The 18,952-nt window shown below is 41.0% G+C and carries 20 protein-coding genes, 1 pseudogene and 1 other annotated feature; of the genes and pseudogenes, 14 read left to right on the top strand and 7 right to left on the bottom strand.

From position 1 onward, the window contains the following. Positions 1-267: 267 nt before the first annotated feature. From H9631_RS17965 to H9631_RS17955, 3 genes are all read left to right on the top strand, one after another. On the top strand, positions 268-1,860 hold the full coding sequence (locus tag H9631_RS17965) for a Na+/H+ antiporter NhaC family protein (protein ID WP_191815260.1): 1,593 nt from the start codon (positions 268-270) through the stop codon (positions 1,858-1,860). Positions 1,861-2,038: 178 nt separating this feature from the next. After that, positions 2,039-3,559: a sodium-dependent transporter gene (locus tag H9631_RS17960; protein ID WP_191815258.1), complete on the top strand. Its 1,521-nt coding sequence runs from the start codon at positions 2,039-2,041 to the stop codon at positions 3,557-3,559. Further along, the gene (locus H9631_RS17955; RefSeq protein ID WP_160705870.1) at positions 3,559-3,675 is read left to right on the top strand and encodes a methionine/alanine import family NSS transporter small subunit; all 117 of its coding nucleotides are present in this window, start codon (positions 3,559-3,561) and stop codon (positions 3,673-3,675) included. The genes H9631_RS17960 and H9631_RS17955 overlap by 1 nt, the downstream gene beginning before the upstream one ends. 36 nt (positions 3,676-3,711) lie before the next feature. On the opposite strand, the gene H9631_RS17950 is transcribed toward H9631_RS17955, so the two are convergent. Both H9631_RS17950 and H9631_RS17945 read right to left on the bottom strand, forming a co-directional pair. Beyond that, entirely contained in the window at positions 3,712-4,686 is a 975-nt protein-coding gene (locus tag H9631_RS17950) for a M23 family metallopeptidase (RefSeq protein WP_191815256.1), read from the bottom strand. Positions 4,687-4,770: 84 nt separating this feature from the next. Beyond that, positions 4,771-5,409: a YhcN/YlaJ family sporulation lipoprotein gene (locus tag H9631_RS17945; RefSeq protein ID WP_225221138.1), complete on the bottom strand. Its 639-nt coding sequence runs from the start codon at positions 5,407-5,409 to the stop codon at positions 4,771-4,773. Between the two features lie 114 nt (positions 5,410-5,523). Between H9631_RS17945 and H9631_RS17940 the strand changes: the two genes are divergently transcribed. Then, positions 5,524-5,799 (top strand): YutD family protein, encoded by a 276-nt coding sequence (locus tag H9631_RS17940; protein WP_191815255.1) that lies wholly within the window; start codon positions 5,524-5,526, stop codon positions 5,797-5,799. A 424-nt stretch (positions 5,800-6,223) separates the two neighbouring features. Here the strand turns inward: H9631_RS17940 and H9631_RS17935 are convergent, their stop codons facing one another. Beyond that, positions 6,224-6,532, bottom strand: coding sequence for a cytosolic protein (locus tag H9631_RS17935; RefSeq protein ID WP_191815253.1), 309 nt, complete (start codon positions 6,530-6,532; stop codon positions 6,224-6,226). 112 nt (positions 6,533-6,644) lie between these two features. Between H9631_RS17935 and hepT the strand changes: the two genes are divergently transcribed. Together hepT and H9631_RS17925 are read left to right on the top strand one after the other, a co-directional pair. Continuing rightward, positions 6,645-7,082 carry a type VII toxin-antitoxin system HepT family RNase toxin gene (hepT, locus tag H9631_RS17930; protein WP_191815251.1) on the top strand — a complete coding sequence of 146 codons (438 nt, stop codon included), beginning with the start codon at positions 6,645-6,647 and terminating at the stop codon, positions 7,080-7,082. A gap of 22 nt (positions 7,083-7,104) precedes the next feature. Further along, positions 7,105-7,869: a TIGR01457 family HAD-type hydrolase gene (locus H9631_RS17925; protein WP_191815249.1), complete on the top strand. Its 765-nt coding sequence runs from the start codon at positions 7,105-7,107 to the stop codon at positions 7,867-7,869. A gap of 266 nt (positions 7,870-8,135) precedes the next feature. Here the strand turns inward: H9631_RS17925 and H9631_RS17920 are convergent, their stop codons facing one another. Next, positions 8,136-8,636, bottom strand: coding sequence for a phosphatidylglycerophosphatase A family protein (locus H9631_RS17920; RefSeq protein ID WP_225221137.1), 501 nt, complete (start codon positions 8,634-8,636; stop codon positions 8,136-8,138). 149 nt (positions 8,637-8,785) lie between these two features. Here H9631_RS17920 and yutH point away from each other — a divergent pair, with 149 nt between their 5' ends. After that, on the top strand, positions 8,786-9,778 hold the full coding sequence (gene yutH, locus H9631_RS17915; RefSeq protein ID WP_191815247.1) for a spore coat putative kinase YutH: 993 nt from the start codon (positions 8,786-8,788) through the stop codon (positions 9,776-9,778). A gap of 51 nt (positions 9,779-9,829) precedes the next feature. Here yutH and H9631_RS17910 read toward each other — a convergent pair. Next, positions 9,830-10,127: pseudogene (locus tag H9631_RS17910) on the bottom strand (NifU family protein). Positions 10,128-10,323: 196 nt separating this feature from the next. Here H9631_RS17910 and H9631_RS17905 point away from each other — a divergent pair. Continuing rightward, complete coding sequence (locus tag H9631_RS17905) at positions 10,324-10,647, top strand: YuzD family protein (protein WP_191815245.1); 324 nt, start codon at positions 10,324-10,326, stop codon at positions 10,645-10,647. A 234-nt stretch (positions 10,648-10,881) separates the two neighbouring features. On the opposite strand, the gene H9631_RS17900 is transcribed toward H9631_RS17905, so the two are convergent. Next, positions 10,882-11,949: an NAD(P)/FAD-dependent oxidoreductase gene (locus H9631_RS17900; protein ID WP_191815243.1), complete on the bottom strand. Its 1,068-nt coding sequence runs from the start codon at positions 11,947-11,949 to the stop codon at positions 10,882-10,884. A 224-nt stretch (positions 11,950-12,173) separates the two neighbouring features. On the opposite strand from H9631_RS17900, the gene H9631_RS17895 reads away from it, so the two are divergent. Further along, entirely contained in the window at positions 12,174-12,410 is a 237-nt protein-coding gene (locus tag H9631_RS17895; RefSeq protein WP_120116896.1) for a YuzB family protein, read from the top strand. Between the two features lie 260 nt (positions 12,411-12,670). Beyond that, on the top strand, positions 12,671-13,033 hold the full coding sequence (locus H9631_RS17890; protein WP_191815241.1) for a HesB/IscA family protein: 363 nt from the start codon (positions 12,671-12,673) through the stop codon (positions 13,031-13,033). A 250-nt stretch (positions 13,034-13,283) separates the two neighbouring features. Here the strand turns inward: H9631_RS17890 and H9631_RS17885 are convergent, their stop codons facing one another. Further along, the gene (locus H9631_RS17885) at positions 13,284-14,282 is read right to left on the bottom strand and encodes an NAD(P)/FAD-dependent oxidoreductase (protein WP_191815239.1); all 999 of its coding nucleotides are present in this window, start codon (positions 14,280-14,282) and stop codon (positions 13,284-13,286) included. Between the two features lie 347 nt (positions 14,283-14,629). On the opposite strand from H9631_RS17885, the gene H9631_RS17880 reads away from it, so the two are divergent. The 4 genes from H9631_RS17880 to H9631_RS17865 all read left to right on the top strand — a co-directional run bounded on the left by H9631_RS17880 (position 14,630) and on the right by H9631_RS17865 (position 18,361). Continuing rightward, positions 14,630-15,847 (top strand): NAD(P)/FAD-dependent oxidoreductase, encoded by a 1,218-nt coding sequence (locus H9631_RS17880; protein WP_191815237.1) that lies wholly within the window; start codon positions 14,630-14,632, stop codon positions 15,845-15,847. 506 nt (positions 15,848-16,353) lie between these two features. Then, positions 16,354-16,842 carry an NUDIX domain-containing protein gene (locus H9631_RS17875; protein WP_191815235.1) on the top strand — a complete coding sequence of 163 codons (489 nt, stop codon included), beginning with the start codon at positions 16,354-16,356 and terminating at the stop codon, positions 16,840-16,842. 206 nt (positions 16,843-17,048) lie between these two features. Further along, entirely contained in the window at positions 17,049-17,366 is a 318-nt protein-coding gene (locus H9631_RS17870; protein ID WP_191815233.1) for a YuiB family protein, read from the top strand. A 353-nt stretch (positions 17,367-17,719) separates the two neighbouring features. Further along, complete coding sequence (locus tag H9631_RS17865) at positions 17,720-18,361, top strand: 3D domain-containing protein (RefSeq protein ID WP_191815231.1); 642 nt, start codon at positions 17,720-17,722, stop codon at positions 18,359-18,361. 208 nt (positions 18,362-18,569) lie between these two features. Further along, positions 18,570-18,841 (top strand) — a binding site (T-box leader). Positions 18,842-18,952: the final 111 nt, after the last annotated feature.

Raw genomic sequence — 18,952 nt, 5'->3', positions numbered from 1 at the left:
TATACTTGTATAATAAGGATGTAAACCTTTTCAAAGGAGAGAACGGAGTGGAGGCATCGGTCAAAAACGACAGATTTTGAAGGGGAATTAGAGTAGAAGCTTTGTTGGTGCTGTTTTGTTAAAGCCACATGTGTGTGGTTTTTTCTTTGTAAATGTAGGAGCTACTAAAATTTGAGGTTTGAAAAAAACTATTTTTCTATATAAAGTATAAAGGTAGCTTAGGCAGCAGTACACAGCAATGAGTCTGTGTCGGAACAGGAGGAAAATATGGAGCAATCGATTTATTCGTTATTGCCGCCGTTACTGGCGATATTGATGGTCATTCTTACTCGCAGGGTGCTGCTCTCTTTAGGGACAGGTATCATTGTATCAGCTTTATTATTGGGGAAAGGCAGTGTCGGAGAATCTTTTTCTTATTTATGGGATGCAGTCAAAGGAATTTTCGTCGAAGACGGCGGATTAAATTCTTGGAACATATGTATTTTAGTTTTCTTATTTTTGTTAGGGGCGATAACCGCCCTTATTAATATTGCGGGTGGAAGCAGGGCTTTTGGCGAATGGGCGATGACAAAAGTAAAAAGCCGTGCAGGTGCGCAAATTCTAACCGCGGTTTTTGGCATTATTATTTTTATTGATGATTATTTCAATGCTCTTGCGGTTGGTCAAGTGGCACGTCCTATTACAGATCGCCACCGTGTATCCAGAGCAAAGCTAGCTTATCTGATTGATTCAACCTCAGCGCCAATCTGTGTTATTTCACCTATTTCCAGTTGGGGAGCTTTCATCATCGGAATCATAGGGACAGTTCTTACAAAGCATAATATTACGGACATTTCAGCGTTTACTGCTTTCTTACAAATTATTCCGATGAACCTGTATGTGTGGGCGACTCTTGGGCTTGTCTTTATTATTGCCATCAGAAATGTAGATTTTGGTTCTATGAGAACACATGAAAAACGCACATTGGAAACAGGTATTCCTTATGATCCTAACAAAGCGATACCAGGTGAAATAAAAGAAGACCTGCCTTCCAGTGAAAATGGGTCAGTAGGAGATCTCGTCTGGCCGATTGTGGCTCTTTTTGCCGGGACGATTGCTGCTATTATTTGGAGCGGTATAAAAGAAAGTAAAAGTGGAGCAAGCATCATGGACATTTTCGGGAACGCTGATGTGGCGCTTGCTCTCATTATCGGCGGATTATTTGGTTTGGTTGTTGCTGCTATTTTATTTCTTCGCCAAAAATCAATCAATCCTTCAATGGATGCCAAGCTCCTATTTAAAGGAATTAGAGTAGGAATGCAATCCATGCTGCCAGCTGTCATGATTTTGGTATTTGCCTGGGCAATCATCACTTTGATTGAAGATTTGGGCACGGGTGTATTTCTTGGCAATCTCGTTGCAAATTCGCAGTTGAATATTTCCTTCCTGCCAGTGATCATGTTTGCTGTTGCCGGATTGATGGCATTTGCAACAGGTACGTCATGGGGATCTTTCGGTATCTTATTGCCGATTGCTGGACAGGTGGTTGCTGCAACTGATATGTCCATGATGCTGCCGGCGCTCGCAGCCGTTCTTGCAGGTTCGGTCTTTGGAGATCATTGTTCACCTATTTCGGATACGACGATTCTTTCATCGACTGGTGCAGGATGCAATCATATGGATCATGTGATTACTCAGCTTCCATATGCTCTGACCTCGGCATTAATTGCAGGTATTGGTTTCGTTGTAATGGGATTGACAGATAATGGGTTACTGGGACTTGCTACAGTAGTTGTACTGCTGGGGATTTTTGCTTTGACTACTAGAAAGAATAAAATTCCACAGAAACAGACAGTGATAGAAGAAAAATCAGGAAGATAAAGGGCAGCTTTTAGCTGCCCTTTATCTATATTGGAATAATTTTAATGAAAAAATTATATAGAATTTGTGCATAATTTCATTTTGACAAAATAAGAATGAGTAGCTATACTTATTATAGTTTGACCAATATTCAGATTTTTCCGTAAGAGCAAACTATTCTTAAAGAGGAGGTATTTGCATGGAGAATCGTGCGCAATTTAGTTCGAGAGCCGGCTTTATATTTGCAGCTGTTGGCTCAGCGATTGGGCTTGGAAACATTTGGCGTTTTCCAGCTGTTGCGTATGATAATGGGGGAGGGGCATTCTTTCTTCCATATTTGTTCGCATTACTCACAGCCGGAATCCCATTACTGATCCTGGAATTTGCCATCGGTCATAAATATCGGGGGTCAGCACCGCTTTCTTTGGCGAGGGTCAGGAAAGGCGGAGAGTGGATTGGATGGTGGCAAATCGGTATATCATTTGTTATTGCGACATATTATTCGGTCATCATTGCTTGGGCATTGGCCTACACCTATTTTTCCTTTAAATTGGACTGGGGAAGCGATACAACAAACTTCCTAATCGCAGATTACCTAAAAGTAGGAGACACCGCATCCATGGGAAGCTTTGTTCCTGGAGTTCTGATTCCGCTTATCTTAGTCTGGGTTATCGTATTAGGAATCTTATTTGCGGGAGTTAAAAAAGGGATTGAAGTGGCAACGAAAATTATGATTCCTTTACTAGTTGTACTATTTGCAGTAATTGTCATTCGTGCTCTTACATTAGACGGAGCGGTCGAAGGATTGAATCAATTCTTTAAACCGGACTGGAGTGCAATTGGAAACGGAAAAGTATGGGTTGCGGCATATGGACAGATTTTCTTTAGCTTATCAATCGGTTTTGCCATTATGATTACTTACTCAAGTTACTTGCCGAAAAAATCTGATATCACCAACAGTGCTTTCATTACAGGTTTTGCCAACTCAGGTTTTGAGTTGCTCGCCGGTTTTGGAGTGTTTGCCGCACTAGGGTTTATGGCAGCACAACAGGGTGTTGGTGTCAATGAGGTAGTACAAGGTGGAGTACTGCTTGCATTTTCAGTTTTTCCGACTATTATCAATGAGTTACCCGGCTTTCAGCAAATTTTTGGTATTTTATTCTTCATATCATTGACACTTGCTGGATTGACATCATTAATCTCCATTGTTGAGACATATATGGCGGGGATTCAGGAGAAATTTAATGTTTCCAGAACAAAGGCGGTTGTGTTCGGTGGCGGGCTGACAGCGATCATATCTCTTGTCTTCGCAACACAAAACGGCTTGAATTTGCTAGACGTGGCTGACTATTTCATCAACCAATTTGGGGTTGCAATGGCTGGTCTATTTGAGGTAATCTTTATCGCCTGGTTTGCGAAACAATTGAAACCGCTTCAATCATATGCTGATTCTATTTCAGACATCAGACTTGGGGCCTGGTGGAGAATTTCATTATCAGTCATCACTCCAATTGTTCTTGGCTATATGATGTTTGATAATTTGCGCCAAAATCTTGTCGGAGATTATGGCGGCGGAGACTACCCACGTGAATTCCTGTTTAAATATGGATGGACTGTTGCACTTGGTGCTATGTTCTTCGGTATTCTGATGTCCTTAAAAACATGGAAAAATCATGATCTCCATTATGAGTCTTCAGTTGATGAAAGGGAGGTAGGATAATGGGTGGCAGCGCGATTGCAATGATGATTATTGGGGTTATCATTATTTGGGGTGGCTTTGGAGCAAGCGTCGCATTGGCCATATCCAAGTCAAAAGAAGCAAAAAGAAAAGCTTAAATATTCAATGAAGCTTTGGGTACACATCCCAAAGCTTCATCCTTTTCTTTCGGTTCTTTCCCATACTTTTAAATAAGGATAAGGATCAAATGACCATTCCTTAATGCCATCGTCTTTGTACATGCCAAAATGAAGGTGTGGAGGAAATTTTCCAGATGTTCCGGGAGGACCATATCCGGAGCTTCCAACACTGCCAATAACCTCACCTGATTGAACAACGTCCCCAATCTTTAAACCTTTGGCAAAGCCATTTAAGTGAGCATAGTAATGATAAGTGTTATTTAAATCCCTAATGCCAACTCGCCAACCCCCATATTTATTCCATCCTTTAAGTTCCACAACACCGTAAGCAACCGCTCGGACAGGAGTTCCATACCCAGCAAAAATATCGGTCCCTTCATGGATTCTTCGGCCTCCCCAGCCCCGGCGATCCCCCCAAGTATTGCGATAAGAATAAATATAGTCCTTGGAAATAGGGAAAGATTTTTCATCCAAGTTAATTCGATTCATCTTTCTATAAACTTGGGCATTGGACATAATGGCACCGACAGTCTTGTCTCTTTTGTAATAATTCCATAAAGCTAGCCTGAATCTGGTATCATCTGTACCATATTGTGCAATGTAATTCCCAATTGTAAACAATATGTCTTCTGTATGATTGGGATCAGCAATTCCATCACCAGTCCCGTCTTGGCCAAGTCCATTGAAAAAGCTGATGGATTTTGGATTAACGTCCTGGTTATCAGGGTTAGTTATACCGGTCCAATTTTTTGGATGAATATATAGCCCAAGCAGTCCAGTGGGTTTCGGTAAATCTTTTCTGACATTCCGGATGCTTCGCTCATATTGATCAATTGCGGCCAAATAAAACCATGGGACTCCAGTTGCTGTTTCTGTCTTTTTATAAAGCTCCATTCTTTTTTCGTTTAATTCCGACTGTGACATTTCGCTGGCTTCAACTGTTATTCCAGAGAAAAACATCATGATTGCCACCAATAGGATTGTTCTCAAATGGCTGTCACCTCCTTCCCTTCATGTGAAAAAATAAGCAGGGCCCATGAAAAATCACGGGCCGATAATTTAAATGCTGCACGGCTATCTTGAATTGATGATGCGGTCTTCTCTTGATTCGCCATTTTCATTTTCTGTTTCACTCACTTTTCGACCTTGTGGTGAACTCTCTTTCATCAAACGGATGGTGTCTTTGACTGTGTTATCCTTATTGGATGTATAAGGGTCAATAGAACCGATGTTTTCGACATTCTGTTTCAGGGCCGGGTCGTCTGTAACATATACGTGATACCAACGTGGTACTACCGACATGGCCGTTTTTTTAACCTGATCAGCGGTCTCAAACCTTGTTTTACTATCTGTTTCGCTTAATTTATAGGAAATTAATACCTCAGCATCCGTAACCACAACACTGCTGTCGAGAACATTCGGCAGAGCCACAGTCATTTTGCTGATGATGCTGGCAGTTTTTTCTCTATCCAAGGCATCACTACGTCCGATATCCGCTGTTTTTCCAGGAACAGGACTTTTCACTTCGCGCACGAAGCCATAATTTTGATCGTTATTTGAACGGTTATATAAATCGTGGCGGTCGTCTCTATTCATTGTGTTACCGCTTTTTTTGTAAACTCCATCATTTTCTGCGGTCTCGCGCTCATTTACTGCACAGGCACCTAATATCATGACACTTAAGACAATCGATGCAACCCTTACTGTTTTCAAAAATACACCTCCTCTTTAGTAGGATGTACGGTAATGCGGTTTTTTTACTAGAAATTGTTGCCGTTTAAGTTATAATTTAAGGAAGGAGTTGAAAAATTTAAGCGGGTGAGATAATTGGTAGCGATACAAAATAAGCAATATGAGCTCGTTGAAGAATTCAGGGACGGCTTCAATGAGGAAGCATTGAGAGCCCGCTTCAGCGATATATTGATGAAATATGATTACATTGTTGGTGACTGGGGATATGGTCAGCTCCGATTAAAGGGCTTTTTCTCAGACGACAATCATAAGGCATCATTCGATACTAAAATCAGCACTTTGCCGGATTATCTATACGAGTACTGTAACTTCGGCTGTGCGTACTTTGTATTGAAAAAGATTGATAAATAAGAAAAGCGGAAGACGGCCGTTCAAGGGCGACAAGCGCTGGCCGCCGAAAGTCGCCACGTCCTGTGGCGTCGGTGGCACTAGGACATCCTGTCCGTCGGAGATCCATCCACTGAAGTCGTCTTTTGACTTCAATGGATGGATCGAAGCGACCTCGAGCCCTAGCCGTCTGAAGCTGGACAATGAAAAGCGGAAGACGGCCGTTTAAGGGCGACAAGCGCTGGCCGTCGAAAGTCGCCACGTCCTGTGGCGTCGGTGGCACTAGGACATCCTGTCCGTCGGAGATCCATCCACTGAAGCGCTCTTTGATTTCAATGGATGGGATCGGAGTGCCCTCGATTCCCCACCGTCTATAGCTGGAAGTAAAGAGTTAAAAGCAACCCCGTAAAAAAAGCCAAGCAAATATCTTGGCTATTTTTTTGCGGGGTTAGTTATCTTGGTATGGGGGCTCTTTGTCCTGGTTCGTATCATCATGTGTCGGATGGGCACCAGGAAACTGGCGGGGCAAGTCTTGGTGCATTGATTTAAATTCATAGTTAAAGGCGCTGTAATGGCGTTGTCCTTCTTTCCATGGAGTCGATTTATTTTCCACGCGTGTAAACTTTCCCTTCGGTGAACCTAGAGATCCTTCGGGAAGCTCCTCTGGAATAATGAAATTTCTTTGGGTTTCCACATTGGATACATCTGTATAGGTGATTTCTTCTTTATCTAGATGATCTCGGTGTGTTTCATCCATGCGATTACCACCTTTTTTTATGTTTAAATTGCCCCAGATTATTACATCTATTCGTCTATCGCTCATTTATTTGATAAGATAGTAATAACAACTCATGGAGGTAATCAGAACTGTGTACTTTGTTGATCGCGAAAAAATAGAAAAAACGTTGACGTATATGGAAGAACAATTGCTTTTTTTTGAAGGACAAAATGAATGGATAACAGTAATTGAAAAGATTGCACTGGAAAGAATTGCACAGACCATCATTGAATCCATTCTTGATATTGGTAATGCGATGATTGATGGATTTATCATGAGGGATCCGGGAAGCTATGACGACATTATTGATATTCTTACTGACGAAAAAGTTGTTACAGAGGACATGAGCGAAAGCCTCAAGACTGTCATTGGTTTTCGGAAAATGCTCGTTCAGCAATATATTGAAGTTAACCATGAACAGGTTCAGACAATGCTGAAAGAAGAAAGCAGTGTCCTTAAACAATTTGCTCCAAAAGTAAGAGATTATTTAACAAATGAATTGGGACCTGTATCGGCATTTAAGAAGTGATGTTTGGAAGGTGGAATGTCCGATGAAGGAGTATGATGGCTATCTGATTGACCTGGACGGTACAATGTACAGAGGGACAGAGAGTATTCCAGAGGCTGTCCAGTTTGTAGCCCGCTTAAGGAAGAAAGGTATTCCTTATTTGTTTGTAACAAATAATTCCTCAAAAACCGCTGAACAAGTGGCTGAACATTTAACCCATTTGGGAATAGAAGCGAAAAAGGAAGAGATTTTTACTACCTCTATGGCGGCGGCTAACTACTTGTATGATCGCCATCCTGATACTTCAATCTATGTAATTGGAGAAACAGGCCTGATGTCGGCCTTGGAGGAGAGAGGTCTTAAGTTAACAGATGAGGAGCCAGAAGCCGTTATTATTGGAATAGATCGGAAAATAACTTATGAAAAGCTAGCGAAAGCTTGCCTTTCTGTTCGGAAAGGAGCTATGTTCTTTTCCACGAATGGCGACATAGCCCTTCCGACGGAAAGAGGATTACTACCAGGTAACGGAGCAATTACGTCTGTTGTATCCATTTCTACTCAAACTGAGCCCATATTTATAGGTAAACCACATCGTATTATTATGGATCAGGCTTTGAAGGTGCTTGGCTCTCCCAAGGAAAAAACTCTGATGGTTGGAGATAATTATGACACGGATATTTTGGCGGGCATTAACATTGGAATGGACACGCTTCTCGTTCATACTGGAGTTACGACAAGAGCATCATTAAAAGAAAAGAAAAGCCACCCTACATATGTAGTGGATACGCTTGAAAAATGGAACATATAACTACATTCAGCAGAAGTCTCCCAATTCTGCAATTGGTGAGATTGAATTATATCGGTATTCCATTAATAAGGGTAAAACCCCGGTTGAATAAAGTTAAAGCCTCCGGCGGATGCCAAAGATTTTCAGAGGGAATTTATTGAACGGAGATCGATAAAACCTGAGCGCAAATATGCCAAGGCACATTTGATTGTAAAAAGGTCCACAACTTGCCTATTGGCAGGTTTGCGGACCTTTTATTTTTTATCATTGTCCCCTATTGATTAACTTTATTCTACACCTTTGGCACTGTGTGCAAGTCTGCTTGAAGCTGCTGCAGCAATGGCGCCGACGATGTCATCAAGAAAAGTATGGACCTCGCCTGTCGAATGGTCGTTCAAATGCTCTAGAATGCCAGGCTTCTGTTTGTCAATATAACCATAGTTAGTAAAACCAATTGAGCCGTATACATTGACTATAGAGAAGGCTAAAATTTCATCTACTCCGTACATACTTTCGTCAGTGCCGATAATAGTTTGAAGAGGTTCATCCAATTTCCCTTGTTCGGCCATCATATCCAGTTGAATACCGGTCAATATGGCATTTTGTACTTCTCTTTTACGAAGAACGCGCTCAATATTAAATATGCATTCCTCGGTGGTGAGGTTGGGATGGTATTTTTTTTGCAAATACATCACAAGTTCTGCAATGTCTTCGATGGTAACGCCGCGCTCACCCAATAAGCGGCGTGCAGTCTGTTCCAGCTTTGTCATTTTTCTATCTGTGGTCATTTCTACTCACCCTTTATGTCGTGAAGTTCTGTTTGAATCTCATTCTTTCCTCCTCTGCAAATTCCATGTAAAAAACAAACCTTCAGCAAAATAACCAATCTCGCTCATATACTTATATAGGGGATAAAGTGATAAGAGAGGGATGTTTTATGTTTACGGATATTTTGGAGAAGTATTTTGATATCAAAGCAGATCAGTCCATCCGAATTGGACGGCAAACCCGCTTTTTTTCAAATGGTTTGTTGTATACTATTGTTTCCGTGACTCATGTGGAACAGGAGGTTCTAATAGAATTATATGAAATGTCAGAGCACATGGCAAAGCATTCAGATAAAAAAGTATCAAGGTTTGTGGCGGGAAAAGACGGAAAGTATTTGATCACGGATGAAAATGAGGATTATGTGGCTCTTCAAAATCAATTTCACGCGGCTAATCGAAACCGCAAGATCGGCCGTCAATTAGCAAGATTCCATAACCGGGGAAAAAGCTTGCAGGCCACGATAACCACATTGAATAGAGCAGGCGAGTGGAAGGACTATTGGGCTGTTAGACTTGATCAAATGGAGAAAGTATGGGCAGGACTACTTCATGAGCCGCCAAGAGAGGAATTTGACAAGATGTTCATTGAATCTTTCCCCTATTATATGGGCTTGAGCGAGAATGCTATTCAATACGTGACAGATACTGAGCTGGACGAGCAACTTCACCGTTTTGATTATGGAACGATTTGTCATGAGCGATTTTATGATGAGTTATGGAAGGATGAGCAAGAAATAAGGAATCCTTTCGATTGGGTCTTTGACCATCCGTCAAGGGATATTTCGGAATGGATTCGAGACCGTTATTTTAGAAGCAGTCGGACACTTTATCCGGACATGACAAAATTTTTAAACGAGTACCAATCTTTATCACCAATATCACCATTTGCCTGGAGACTTATCTACGCAAGATTGTTATTTCCGCTTCATTATTTTGCGTGTGTGGAAGAATATTACAATACCAATTCACAATCAAGAAAAAAGCATCTGGAAGAGACGTTAGCTAGGTATTTGAGGGATACGCAGGATTATGAACGGTTTCTTCGTTCTTTTTATTCAATGGCTGGAGTGAAACAAAAGCTGCCGGCAGTTGATTGGCTTTGAGGAGATTTTGATATTCAAATAAAAAGCGATTCGGAAAATCCGAATCGCGAATCAAAATACCTGTTCTACTTCAACGACGCCAGGCACTTCTTCAACCAATGCCCGCTCGATACCGGCTTTCAATGTAATTGTAGAGCTTGGGCATGTACCGCAAGCACCCAAAAGACGAAGTTTTACAATCCCTTCATCTACATCTACGAGTTCGCAGTCACCGCCGTCACGAAGAAGAAAAGGCCGTAATTTATCGAGTACTTCTTGAACTTGACTGTACATTGCTTGTTCAGACATTCAAATCTACTCCCTTCCTTATCCCATTATAATCAGAAACGCAAAAAAAATCTATGGCTATGTTTGGGCATGCTTAAAGTCTGTGTCCCAATGCTATATGCTGGGAGAGAATATCCAAAATTTGGCTTGTTTGCTGAATTATTTTTGATGTCGCCAGGCGTATTTTCCAATGCACGGTTGTTTCTGTTATGAACAGACACTCTCATTGGGAATTTTCTTTAAAAAGGGTACAATGAATGAAAAGGAGTGTGGATGCAATGAAGAAAGAAGCTGAAATATTCGTTTACGGGGCTGAGCAGATTTGCGCAAGCTGCGTAAACTTGCCGTCTTCGAAAGAGACATATGAATGGCTGGAAGCGGCAATTTCGCGAAAGTTTCCGGAACAGTCTTTTAAAATTCGATATATCGATATTTTTAATCCACCTAATGAGGAAGCGGTAAAAGAATTTGCAGAGAGAGTAATTGAAGAAGATTTGTTTTATCCTGTTGTAACGATGGACGCAGAAATAATTGGAGAAGGGAATCCACGGTTAAAAGATGTATATCAGAAAATGGAAAAATACGGTTATCATGCAGAATAAATAGAGAGTCGGGATCAGAAAAAGCTGATTCCGACTAAAGTGAAATGAATAAAATAATTTTCTAAGTGGCATGTGACATCCTTGCCTGCCATAAGCCTGCGATGTAAAGTGCAAGCGAAAGCAACAGGAAGTTGCGCCCCAGCATCCAGAACATGCCAAACACCAACGTCGAAAGATCAAGGCAAATGCAATCTCTTGCAATTTGACTTGAGGGCTTCGCGCGTGGTGCTTTTTTTAACCATTATGGTATTTATACATCCATAAAATTCCTGATTTTAGAATCCGAGCGATACGTCCGGTGATAGCACGCTCTGCCATTAGTCCAAATCCCTGCTTTTTACCAAGTGAGCCAAGAACACCCTTCAGCTTAATGGTAGGCAATTCTGCTGGAAGTTCTTGTCCGCTCCAGCGCTTTTGAAGGATTTGAGCGATTTGGTCTGCTTGTCCTTCCGCGAGCTGAGCACTAGGGGCATAAGGAAGGCTGGCACAGTCTCCAACAACATACACATGCTCATCAACTGGAATATTATGATGCTTTGTCAATACGACCCTACCTTGCTTATCCTTTTCTACATCCAATTCACGCACAATCCAGTTTGGCTGGATACCAGCAGTCCAAACAATCACATCTGTATGAACCGGCTCATCATGATTATAAAGGGTCTGGTCTTCTACTTTTGTAATGTTCGCTCCATTAATGACTTCAACACCGTTTGTTTGGAACCAATTTTGTACATAACGGCTGACTCTTTCTGGAAATGCAGAGAGAATGATCTTCCCACGGTCAAATAGTTTGATGACCAAGTCCTCGCGACTTTCTCTGAGTTCACTTGCGAGCTCCACCCCGCTTAGGCCTCCGCCTACAATACTGACAACAGAATTAGCCGGCAGATTGTTCAAGGTTTGATACGTCTCACGAGCCTTTTCTATATTTTGAATACTATGTGTATGTTCTTTGGCTCCAGGGATATTATGATACTTATCTTCACAGCCTAGACCGATCACCAGGTCATCATATGGGGTAGGTTCATCTTCGTCAAGATGAACCAGTTTGTTCTCAAGATCAATACTGGTGATTTCACCATATTTTAATTCAAGGCGTGGATGTTCAGGAAAGGGTACGCGAACTTCCTGATCTGATACTGTTCCTGCAGCTAAAGCGTAGTATTCTGTTTTAAGACAGTGGTAGGGCACTCGATCAATCAAGGTGATGGATACGTCTTCTGGTAAGTTATTTGGCAGCAAACGGTGCAGCATCCGCATATTTCCATACCCACCGCCCAGCAATACTAATTTTTTCATGCAAACAATCTCCTTTTGCCGTCTAATTATCCTATAGTAAAGTAAAGAAAAAACAAATATGTATCAGTTTTATGAGTTATATCCAACGTACAGTATAGCGGAATCTACCTTGATATACAACAGGATTAATATGTTTCAATCCGTTGGAGCGGGCTAGGAAGCCTTTCAAATTGACTAACCTATGCGAAAAGAGTAGGATAAGGACTGGTAATGAGGTGAAGCAAATGAATCCTATCATAGAATTTTGCATCAGTAACCTTGGTATGGGCGGGTATGAAGCAATGCAAAAATTAGAAGAAGATCCAGACTTGGACATCATGGAATATGGTTGTCTGGACCATTGCGATTTATGCGATGAAACTTTGTATGCTCTTGTTAACGGAGAAGTGGTCACTGGAGAGAATCCGGAGGACTTGGTCAAAAACATTTACCAATATATAGAGGATAATCCGATGTTTTAACGTTCATGTAGAAGTCTTCCTTTTTTGTAAGTGGTGAGAAGAAAGCATGTTGATTGGGGACAAACCCCGACTGAATAAAGTTAAAGCCTCCGGAGGATGCCATAGATTTTCAGAGGAATGTTATAGAGCGAAGCTTGATAAAATCAGGGGTTCAAATTTGCCAAGGTGCATTTGATTGAAAACGATTGGTTGAGAATAGCCACATCTAGGTTTATAATAAAGGAAGGACTTCATTTCTCGTAAGAGGGGGGTGCAGATTCATGAGCGATCTAATTACATTGACCGAATCAGCTGCAGTGCAGATCAAAAAAATGATCAAAGAAAATGGAGAAGAAGGAGCCAATTTCCGTTTTTCTATTAACGGCGGCGGCTGTAGTGGTTTATCATACGGCATGAGTCTTGACCATGAAAGAGCCGAAAAGGATACATTCTTCGAACAACATGGAGTAAGTGTTGTCATTGATGAAGAGACTGCGCCGATTGTTGCTGGTACTGTCATTGATTTTAAACAGTCTCTAATGGGCGGCGGTTTTACAATAGATAATCCGAACGCACTTGTATCTTGTGGATGCGGTTCATCTTTCCGAACTGCTAAAGTATCGGGTACGCCGGAAGAATGTTAATTTAAAAAGAGGCTGGGACATAACTAAAAAGATCAACCTAAAAGACGAATTTATAGAAATTAATAGCTTTAAACAAGAAAATCCGAACTGATTCAATTTCTCCTAGAAGAAATTTGAATCAAAGTTCGGATTTTCCTTTACCTAAAATGGTTCTGTCCCAGCCTCTTTATATTTTTAAGTTTAACATTTTGAACAAATTGCTTTGTTGTCCAGTTCAGCGCCGATAAACAGGTGCTTGCACTTTTCTTATTTATTTATCGAATAAGGAAGTACTATGCATTGGCTGTACTCTTGCCTTTGGATCGATGTAAGCTTTCGCGTTGCTGACAGCTGTAGGTGCTTCACCAAATCCAGTAGCAATCAATTTAACTTTTCCATCATATGTTGTGATATCGCCTGCTGCATAAATTCCTGGAATGTTTGTTTCCATTTTGGAGTTGACAACAATGGAGTTCTTTTCTATTTCAATGCCCCAATCCTTAATCGGTCCGAGTGAAGAAACGAATCCATAATTGCAGATAAGTGAATCTAATTCGATTTCTTCTACGGCATCGCCTCTGACTTCCTGGATGACAAGTTTTTTGATGGAATCTTCATCACAAATAATGTCTGAAGCGGCAAAAGGTGTTTTAATTTCAACTGAAGATTCTTTAAGTTGGTTAACGCTGCTTTCGTGAGCACGGAATTTATCTCTGCGGTGGACGAGTGTCACCTTCTCAGCGATCGATTCGAGCATCAATGCCCAGTCAACAGCGGAATCTCCTCCACCTAGAATAACGACTCTTTGCCCCTCAAATTTCTTCATGTCATCTACAAAATAGTGGAGATTTTTTTCTTCATATTGTTCAGCTTTTTCTACTTCCAGCTTCCTTGGTTGGAAGGCGCCGATTCCCGCAGTAATAATAATTGATTTGGAATAATGGATTTCTTTGTCAGTTGTCAATTTAAAAGTTCCATCTTCCAGCTTTTCAACATTTTGGACGGATTGTCCAAGACAAATGGTTTGGGAGAATAGCTTAAGTTGCTCCTTCAGGTTGTTGACCAGATTCTGTGCTTTAATCTTTGGAAAACCGGCCACATCATATATATATTTTTCCGGATATAGGGCTGCCAATTGCCCACCGAGTTGGGGAAGACTTTCTATCACTTTAACTGATGAATTCCTCATTCCAGCATAAAAGGCAGTGAACAGCCCAGCAGGACCTGCCCCGATGATGGTCATATCAAAAACTTGCTGATCTTCTTTCAAAGAAAACCCCTCCTAAGTTCTTAAACAACTTCATTATGTCATCTAACACGTTCCTATTGTGCCATACAATGCATAATCTTGTCATATAAAATGGTCTAAGGACACCCGAAAAAAAGCAATAAAAACAGTTTTTGTTTTATAAATTTCAGAATTGTTATTCTTCCAAAAAACTGCTTGAAAAAAGAATATAAAAGCCATATGATGTATTGAGACATATGTCTATTTTTTGTGACATTTTTTTGCTTGCGTACGTGAAGTGCATCACATAATTTTATTATTACTTTTCCTACTATGCATTTCAACCGTACAAATGTTAATAATAAGACGAAAAGGTGGAAGTGATTAGATTGAGAAAGCCAAAAATTGTAGTATTAGGCGCTGGTTACGGCGGATTAATGACAGTGACACGTCTTCAAAAACAGCTCGGAAATAATGATGCCGACATTGTTTTAGTTAATAAAAATGATTACCATTATGAAACAACATGGTTGCATGAAGCTTCTGCCGGTACATTGTCTCCTGACCAGGTCCGTTATGATATTGCAAATGTTGTTGCCAGAAGTAAAGTTGATTTCGTAAAAGACACCGCTTTAAAAGTTGATACTGAAGCTAAAACAATTCAACTTGAAAAAGGAAATGAGCTTTCTTATGACTACCTCGTAATCGCTTTAGGCGGAGCTCCGGAAACATTTGGAATTAAAGGGCTTGATAAGTATGCTTTTTCGATTACGAATGTCGATACAGCTAGACAAATCCGCGAGCATATTGAATATCAATTCGCGACTTATCAAATTGATCAAAAACCTGAGCGCTTAACAATTGTTGTTGGCGGCGCTGGCTTTACAGGTATAGAATTCCTTGGAGAGCTAGGCAATCGCATCCCTGAACTCTGTAAGGAATATGATATTGAAAAAGATATGGTAAAAGTAGTCTGTGTGGAAGCTGCTCCTACAGCTCTTCCTGGATTCGATCCTGAGCTTGTTGAATATGCCACCGCATTACTTGAAAGAAAAAATGTGGAATTCCGCATTGGTACTGCTATTAAAGAAGCGACTCCGGAAGGAATCGTTGTTGCTAAAGGTGAAGATGATACAGAGGAGATCAAAGCTAGCACAGTAGTTTGGGCAGCAGGAGTACGTGGAAACCCGATTATTGTAGAATCCGGCATTGAAAATATGCGTGGCAGAGTAAAAGTTGAGCCAGACCTCCGTGCACCTGGTTTATCTGATGTATTTGTTATTGGCGACTGTTCTCTCGTCATCAACGAAGAAATCAATCGCCCTTATCCGCCAACTGCTCAAATTGCTATGCAGCAAGGTGAGTTTGTTGCAAATAATTTGGTAAGCCTTATTAACGGAAAAACACCTGTTAATGCCTTTGTATATGATAACAAAGGAACTGTTTGTTCCCTTGGTGATGACGATGCTATTGGTGTTGTCTTCGGTAAAAAGGTTACAGGAACAAAAGCTTCATTTATGAAGAAAATGATTGACAACCGTGCCCTTTACATGATTGGCGGGGTTTCGCTGACAATGAAAAAAGGGAAATTCAATTTGCTTAAGTAATGAATATTTAAAGGCAGAATCTAATTGGATTCTGTCTTTTTTAAAGTGAGAAAGTCTATAATTCGGAATATTTTATTCTGAATTAATAGGTATAGCTACGCCGTACAGGAAGTACAAGTGCAAGCGAAGTGACAGGACGTCGCGTTCTGAGCCTGCCGCCGTACAGGAAGTACAAGTGCAAGCGAAGTGACAGGACGTCGCGTTCTGAGCCTGCCGCCGTACAGGAAGTACAAGTGCAAGCGAAGTGACAGGACGTCGCGTTCTGAGCCTGCCGCCGTACAGGAGGTACAAGTGCAAGCAAAGCGACAGGACCTCCTCGGCGCCTACAGGGACGTGGCGCTTTAACTCGGCGTAGGATTAAGATCAAGTTATTGTAGTCTGAGGAACTGCCTTATCAAGATTTGTCTTGTGCTCGTTTCTTAAGGTTGACGTCTTTTACTTTTCTTAAGGGAATACATAGGAGAAAACGGATTGCTGGAAAAAGTTTTACAGAAAGTGTGGGGGAGATGAGGATGAATCAAGACCGGGGAAAAGTTTGGCTGGCTGTGTGTGGATTGGTTCTCGATCAGAATGGACGATGGCTTGTGGTGAAAAAGAAATACGGCGGAGCCAAGGGAAAGTGGACGTTACCCGCAGGATTTGTAGAACCTGCTGAAACGCTGGATGAAGCGGTTGAAAGAGAAATACTTGAAGAAACAGGGATCATATGCACAGTGATTGGTTTGCTAGGGGCAAGGACAGGGGTGTTGCAATCCTCTATCAGTGATAATATGATGATCTTTGCCTGCAAGCCGAAAAATACAACGGTTCTTGTTCAAGAGAAAGAGCTAGAAGAGGCCTGCTGGATGACACCTGACAGTCTTCTTGCTGACAAACATACCTCTGTTATGATTAGAGAGCTAATAAAAGGAGGGTATGGACCGCTTCAAAAAGAGAGGAATGCCATTAACCCGGGCAATCAATTTGGATATACAGCCTATAAATTATTTCTCTAAAACGGATCTAGTCAGTTCTATTCTAATCCTTCCGAGGTTATAAAACTGATTTTTGCGGTGGCTGGAATCGTTTCATTTGCTCGTGCTTAGCTAGATGTCCCCACTTTCTTCATAATTGTCATGAATTCGTCCGAGTCTTTGCATTGACGCTCTGTCAAGCATTCAGTAAACTTGGTATGAAAGTGAAATTGAGGGGGAAAACAGCCATGCCACTTCCAGTCCTGTTGATATCAATATTATTATTTTTTGTCCTATTTTTTGGGATTGGATTTTTACTAAATATGCTGTTGAGAATGACATGGATTATGGCGTTTATTTATCCGCTTGTCGCCATATTAATTGTTGATAAAGTGAAAGTCATAGATTATTTCACATCTCCATCAGCGTCTTTTTCAAGTTTGGGAACAAGTATTTCCCATCTCGCTGCAGCCGATTTGATCATATTGTCAAGCGGTTTGGCAGGAGCGATCGCAGCAGGATTTACAATGAGGGTTCTGCGTAAAAAAGGATATCGAATGTTTTAACTTCATTCAGCAGAAGTCTCCCACTTCTGTAAGTTGTGAGATAAATGCATAGTAATATTCCAGTCGGTGAGGGGGGCAAACCCCGTTTGAATGAAGTTAAAGCTTCGGGTGGATGTCACAGATTTTCAGTGAGAATTTATCGAGCGCACTTCGATGAAATCTGGACGCAAATACGCCAAGGCTCATTTGAATTGTGCAAACGCCTAAGGGATTTTATCCAGGCGTTTTTTGCTTTTTATGGGTAAAAGGCTGTTCACCTTGCTCAATCTTATTCTTAAATACAGTCTTCCTTTACATTAAATGAATAAACCTCCTCAAAAAAAGGGAACAATAGCCTTGAGAGGAGTGAATGAATGTTTACGCGTCACTTGTATATTAGGAGATTATGGATGCTGCTTTTATTTACAGCAGCTTTAGGGGCGACGTTTGAATCATTGTCAGGCATGGATTTAAAAACGACTGCCGAAATGTTTTTATCAGATTCGAAAAAATTGGAGAATGAGCCAGCATCTGATACAGTCCCAGCTGGGAAACTTGTGGAGAACGAAGTACAACCATTGGAAGAGGCGTTCGATTGGTCTCAATATCCGATAAAAAAAGTTGTTGCAACTGGGTATACGGCGGGAGAGGAATCCACAGGAAAACAGCCTGGACATCCTTCCTATGGCATTACATATTCAGGAGTAAAAGTGAAAAGAGACTTATATTCAACGGTAGCTGCGGACCCAGGGGTATTTCCGATCGGGACCATTTTATTTATTCCCGGATATGGATATGGCGTCGTTGCTGATACGGGTTCAGCCATTAAAGGCAATAAACTTGATCTTTATTATGATACTGTTGATGAAGTATATAGCAATTGGGGAAAACGAACGCTAGATGTGCATATCATTAAAAAAGGAACTGGAAAAATAACGGAAGAAGAATTGACAGCCTTGAATGAAGATGAGGCGATGCAAGTGTTCAGGCAGTCTTACTTGAAAACAGAAGATTAGAATGAAGGGCTGACGGGTGATTGAATCCGCAGCCTTTTTTGGGTATTAATACTTTCAATTGAAAGAAAGTGATTCTCATCTTGGAGGCCAACTTGCCGTTACGTGCTGAATGGAGTAATGGGCATTTGGTTCAAAACAAACGTACGATCATTTTTTATTTAGCTTTTAAATTTTATATTATTGTGTAATAATAAGAAAAAAATATTTTCAAAACGCGATGATGAGGAAAGTAGGTCAACCATCATTTTCTTACAGAGAGCTTCAGTAGCTGAAAAGAAGCAGAAAATAGTTGATTGAAAATGGCCTTTGAGTAGCTGAGTCGACTTTCAGTTAATGAATTAGACCTTGACGAGATTTGGCACTCGTTATAAATGTCAAAGTATAGGATTGATTCATTCTCCTTGTACTTATCGAGGCTGATAATGTGAGTTATTAGTGAATTAAGGTGGTAACACGGGATAATTATACCCCGTCCTTAGGCAATCAATTGTCTGAGGACGGGGTTTTTAATTTAAAGGAGCATTCCTGTTAGAAGGATTTTCGGGGACTTGAACAGAAAAAGCCCTCTTGGTATGATGCGGGGTGTCAAAT

This window comes from Bacillus norwichensis, from assembly GCF_014836955.1.
Lineage (GTDB): Bacteria > Bacillota > Bacilli > Bacillales > Bacillaceae_C > Siminovitchia > Siminovitchia norwichensis.
Note: the sequence above shows the minus strand (reverse complement) of the source record. Positions and strands in the feature narration are given on the sequence as shown.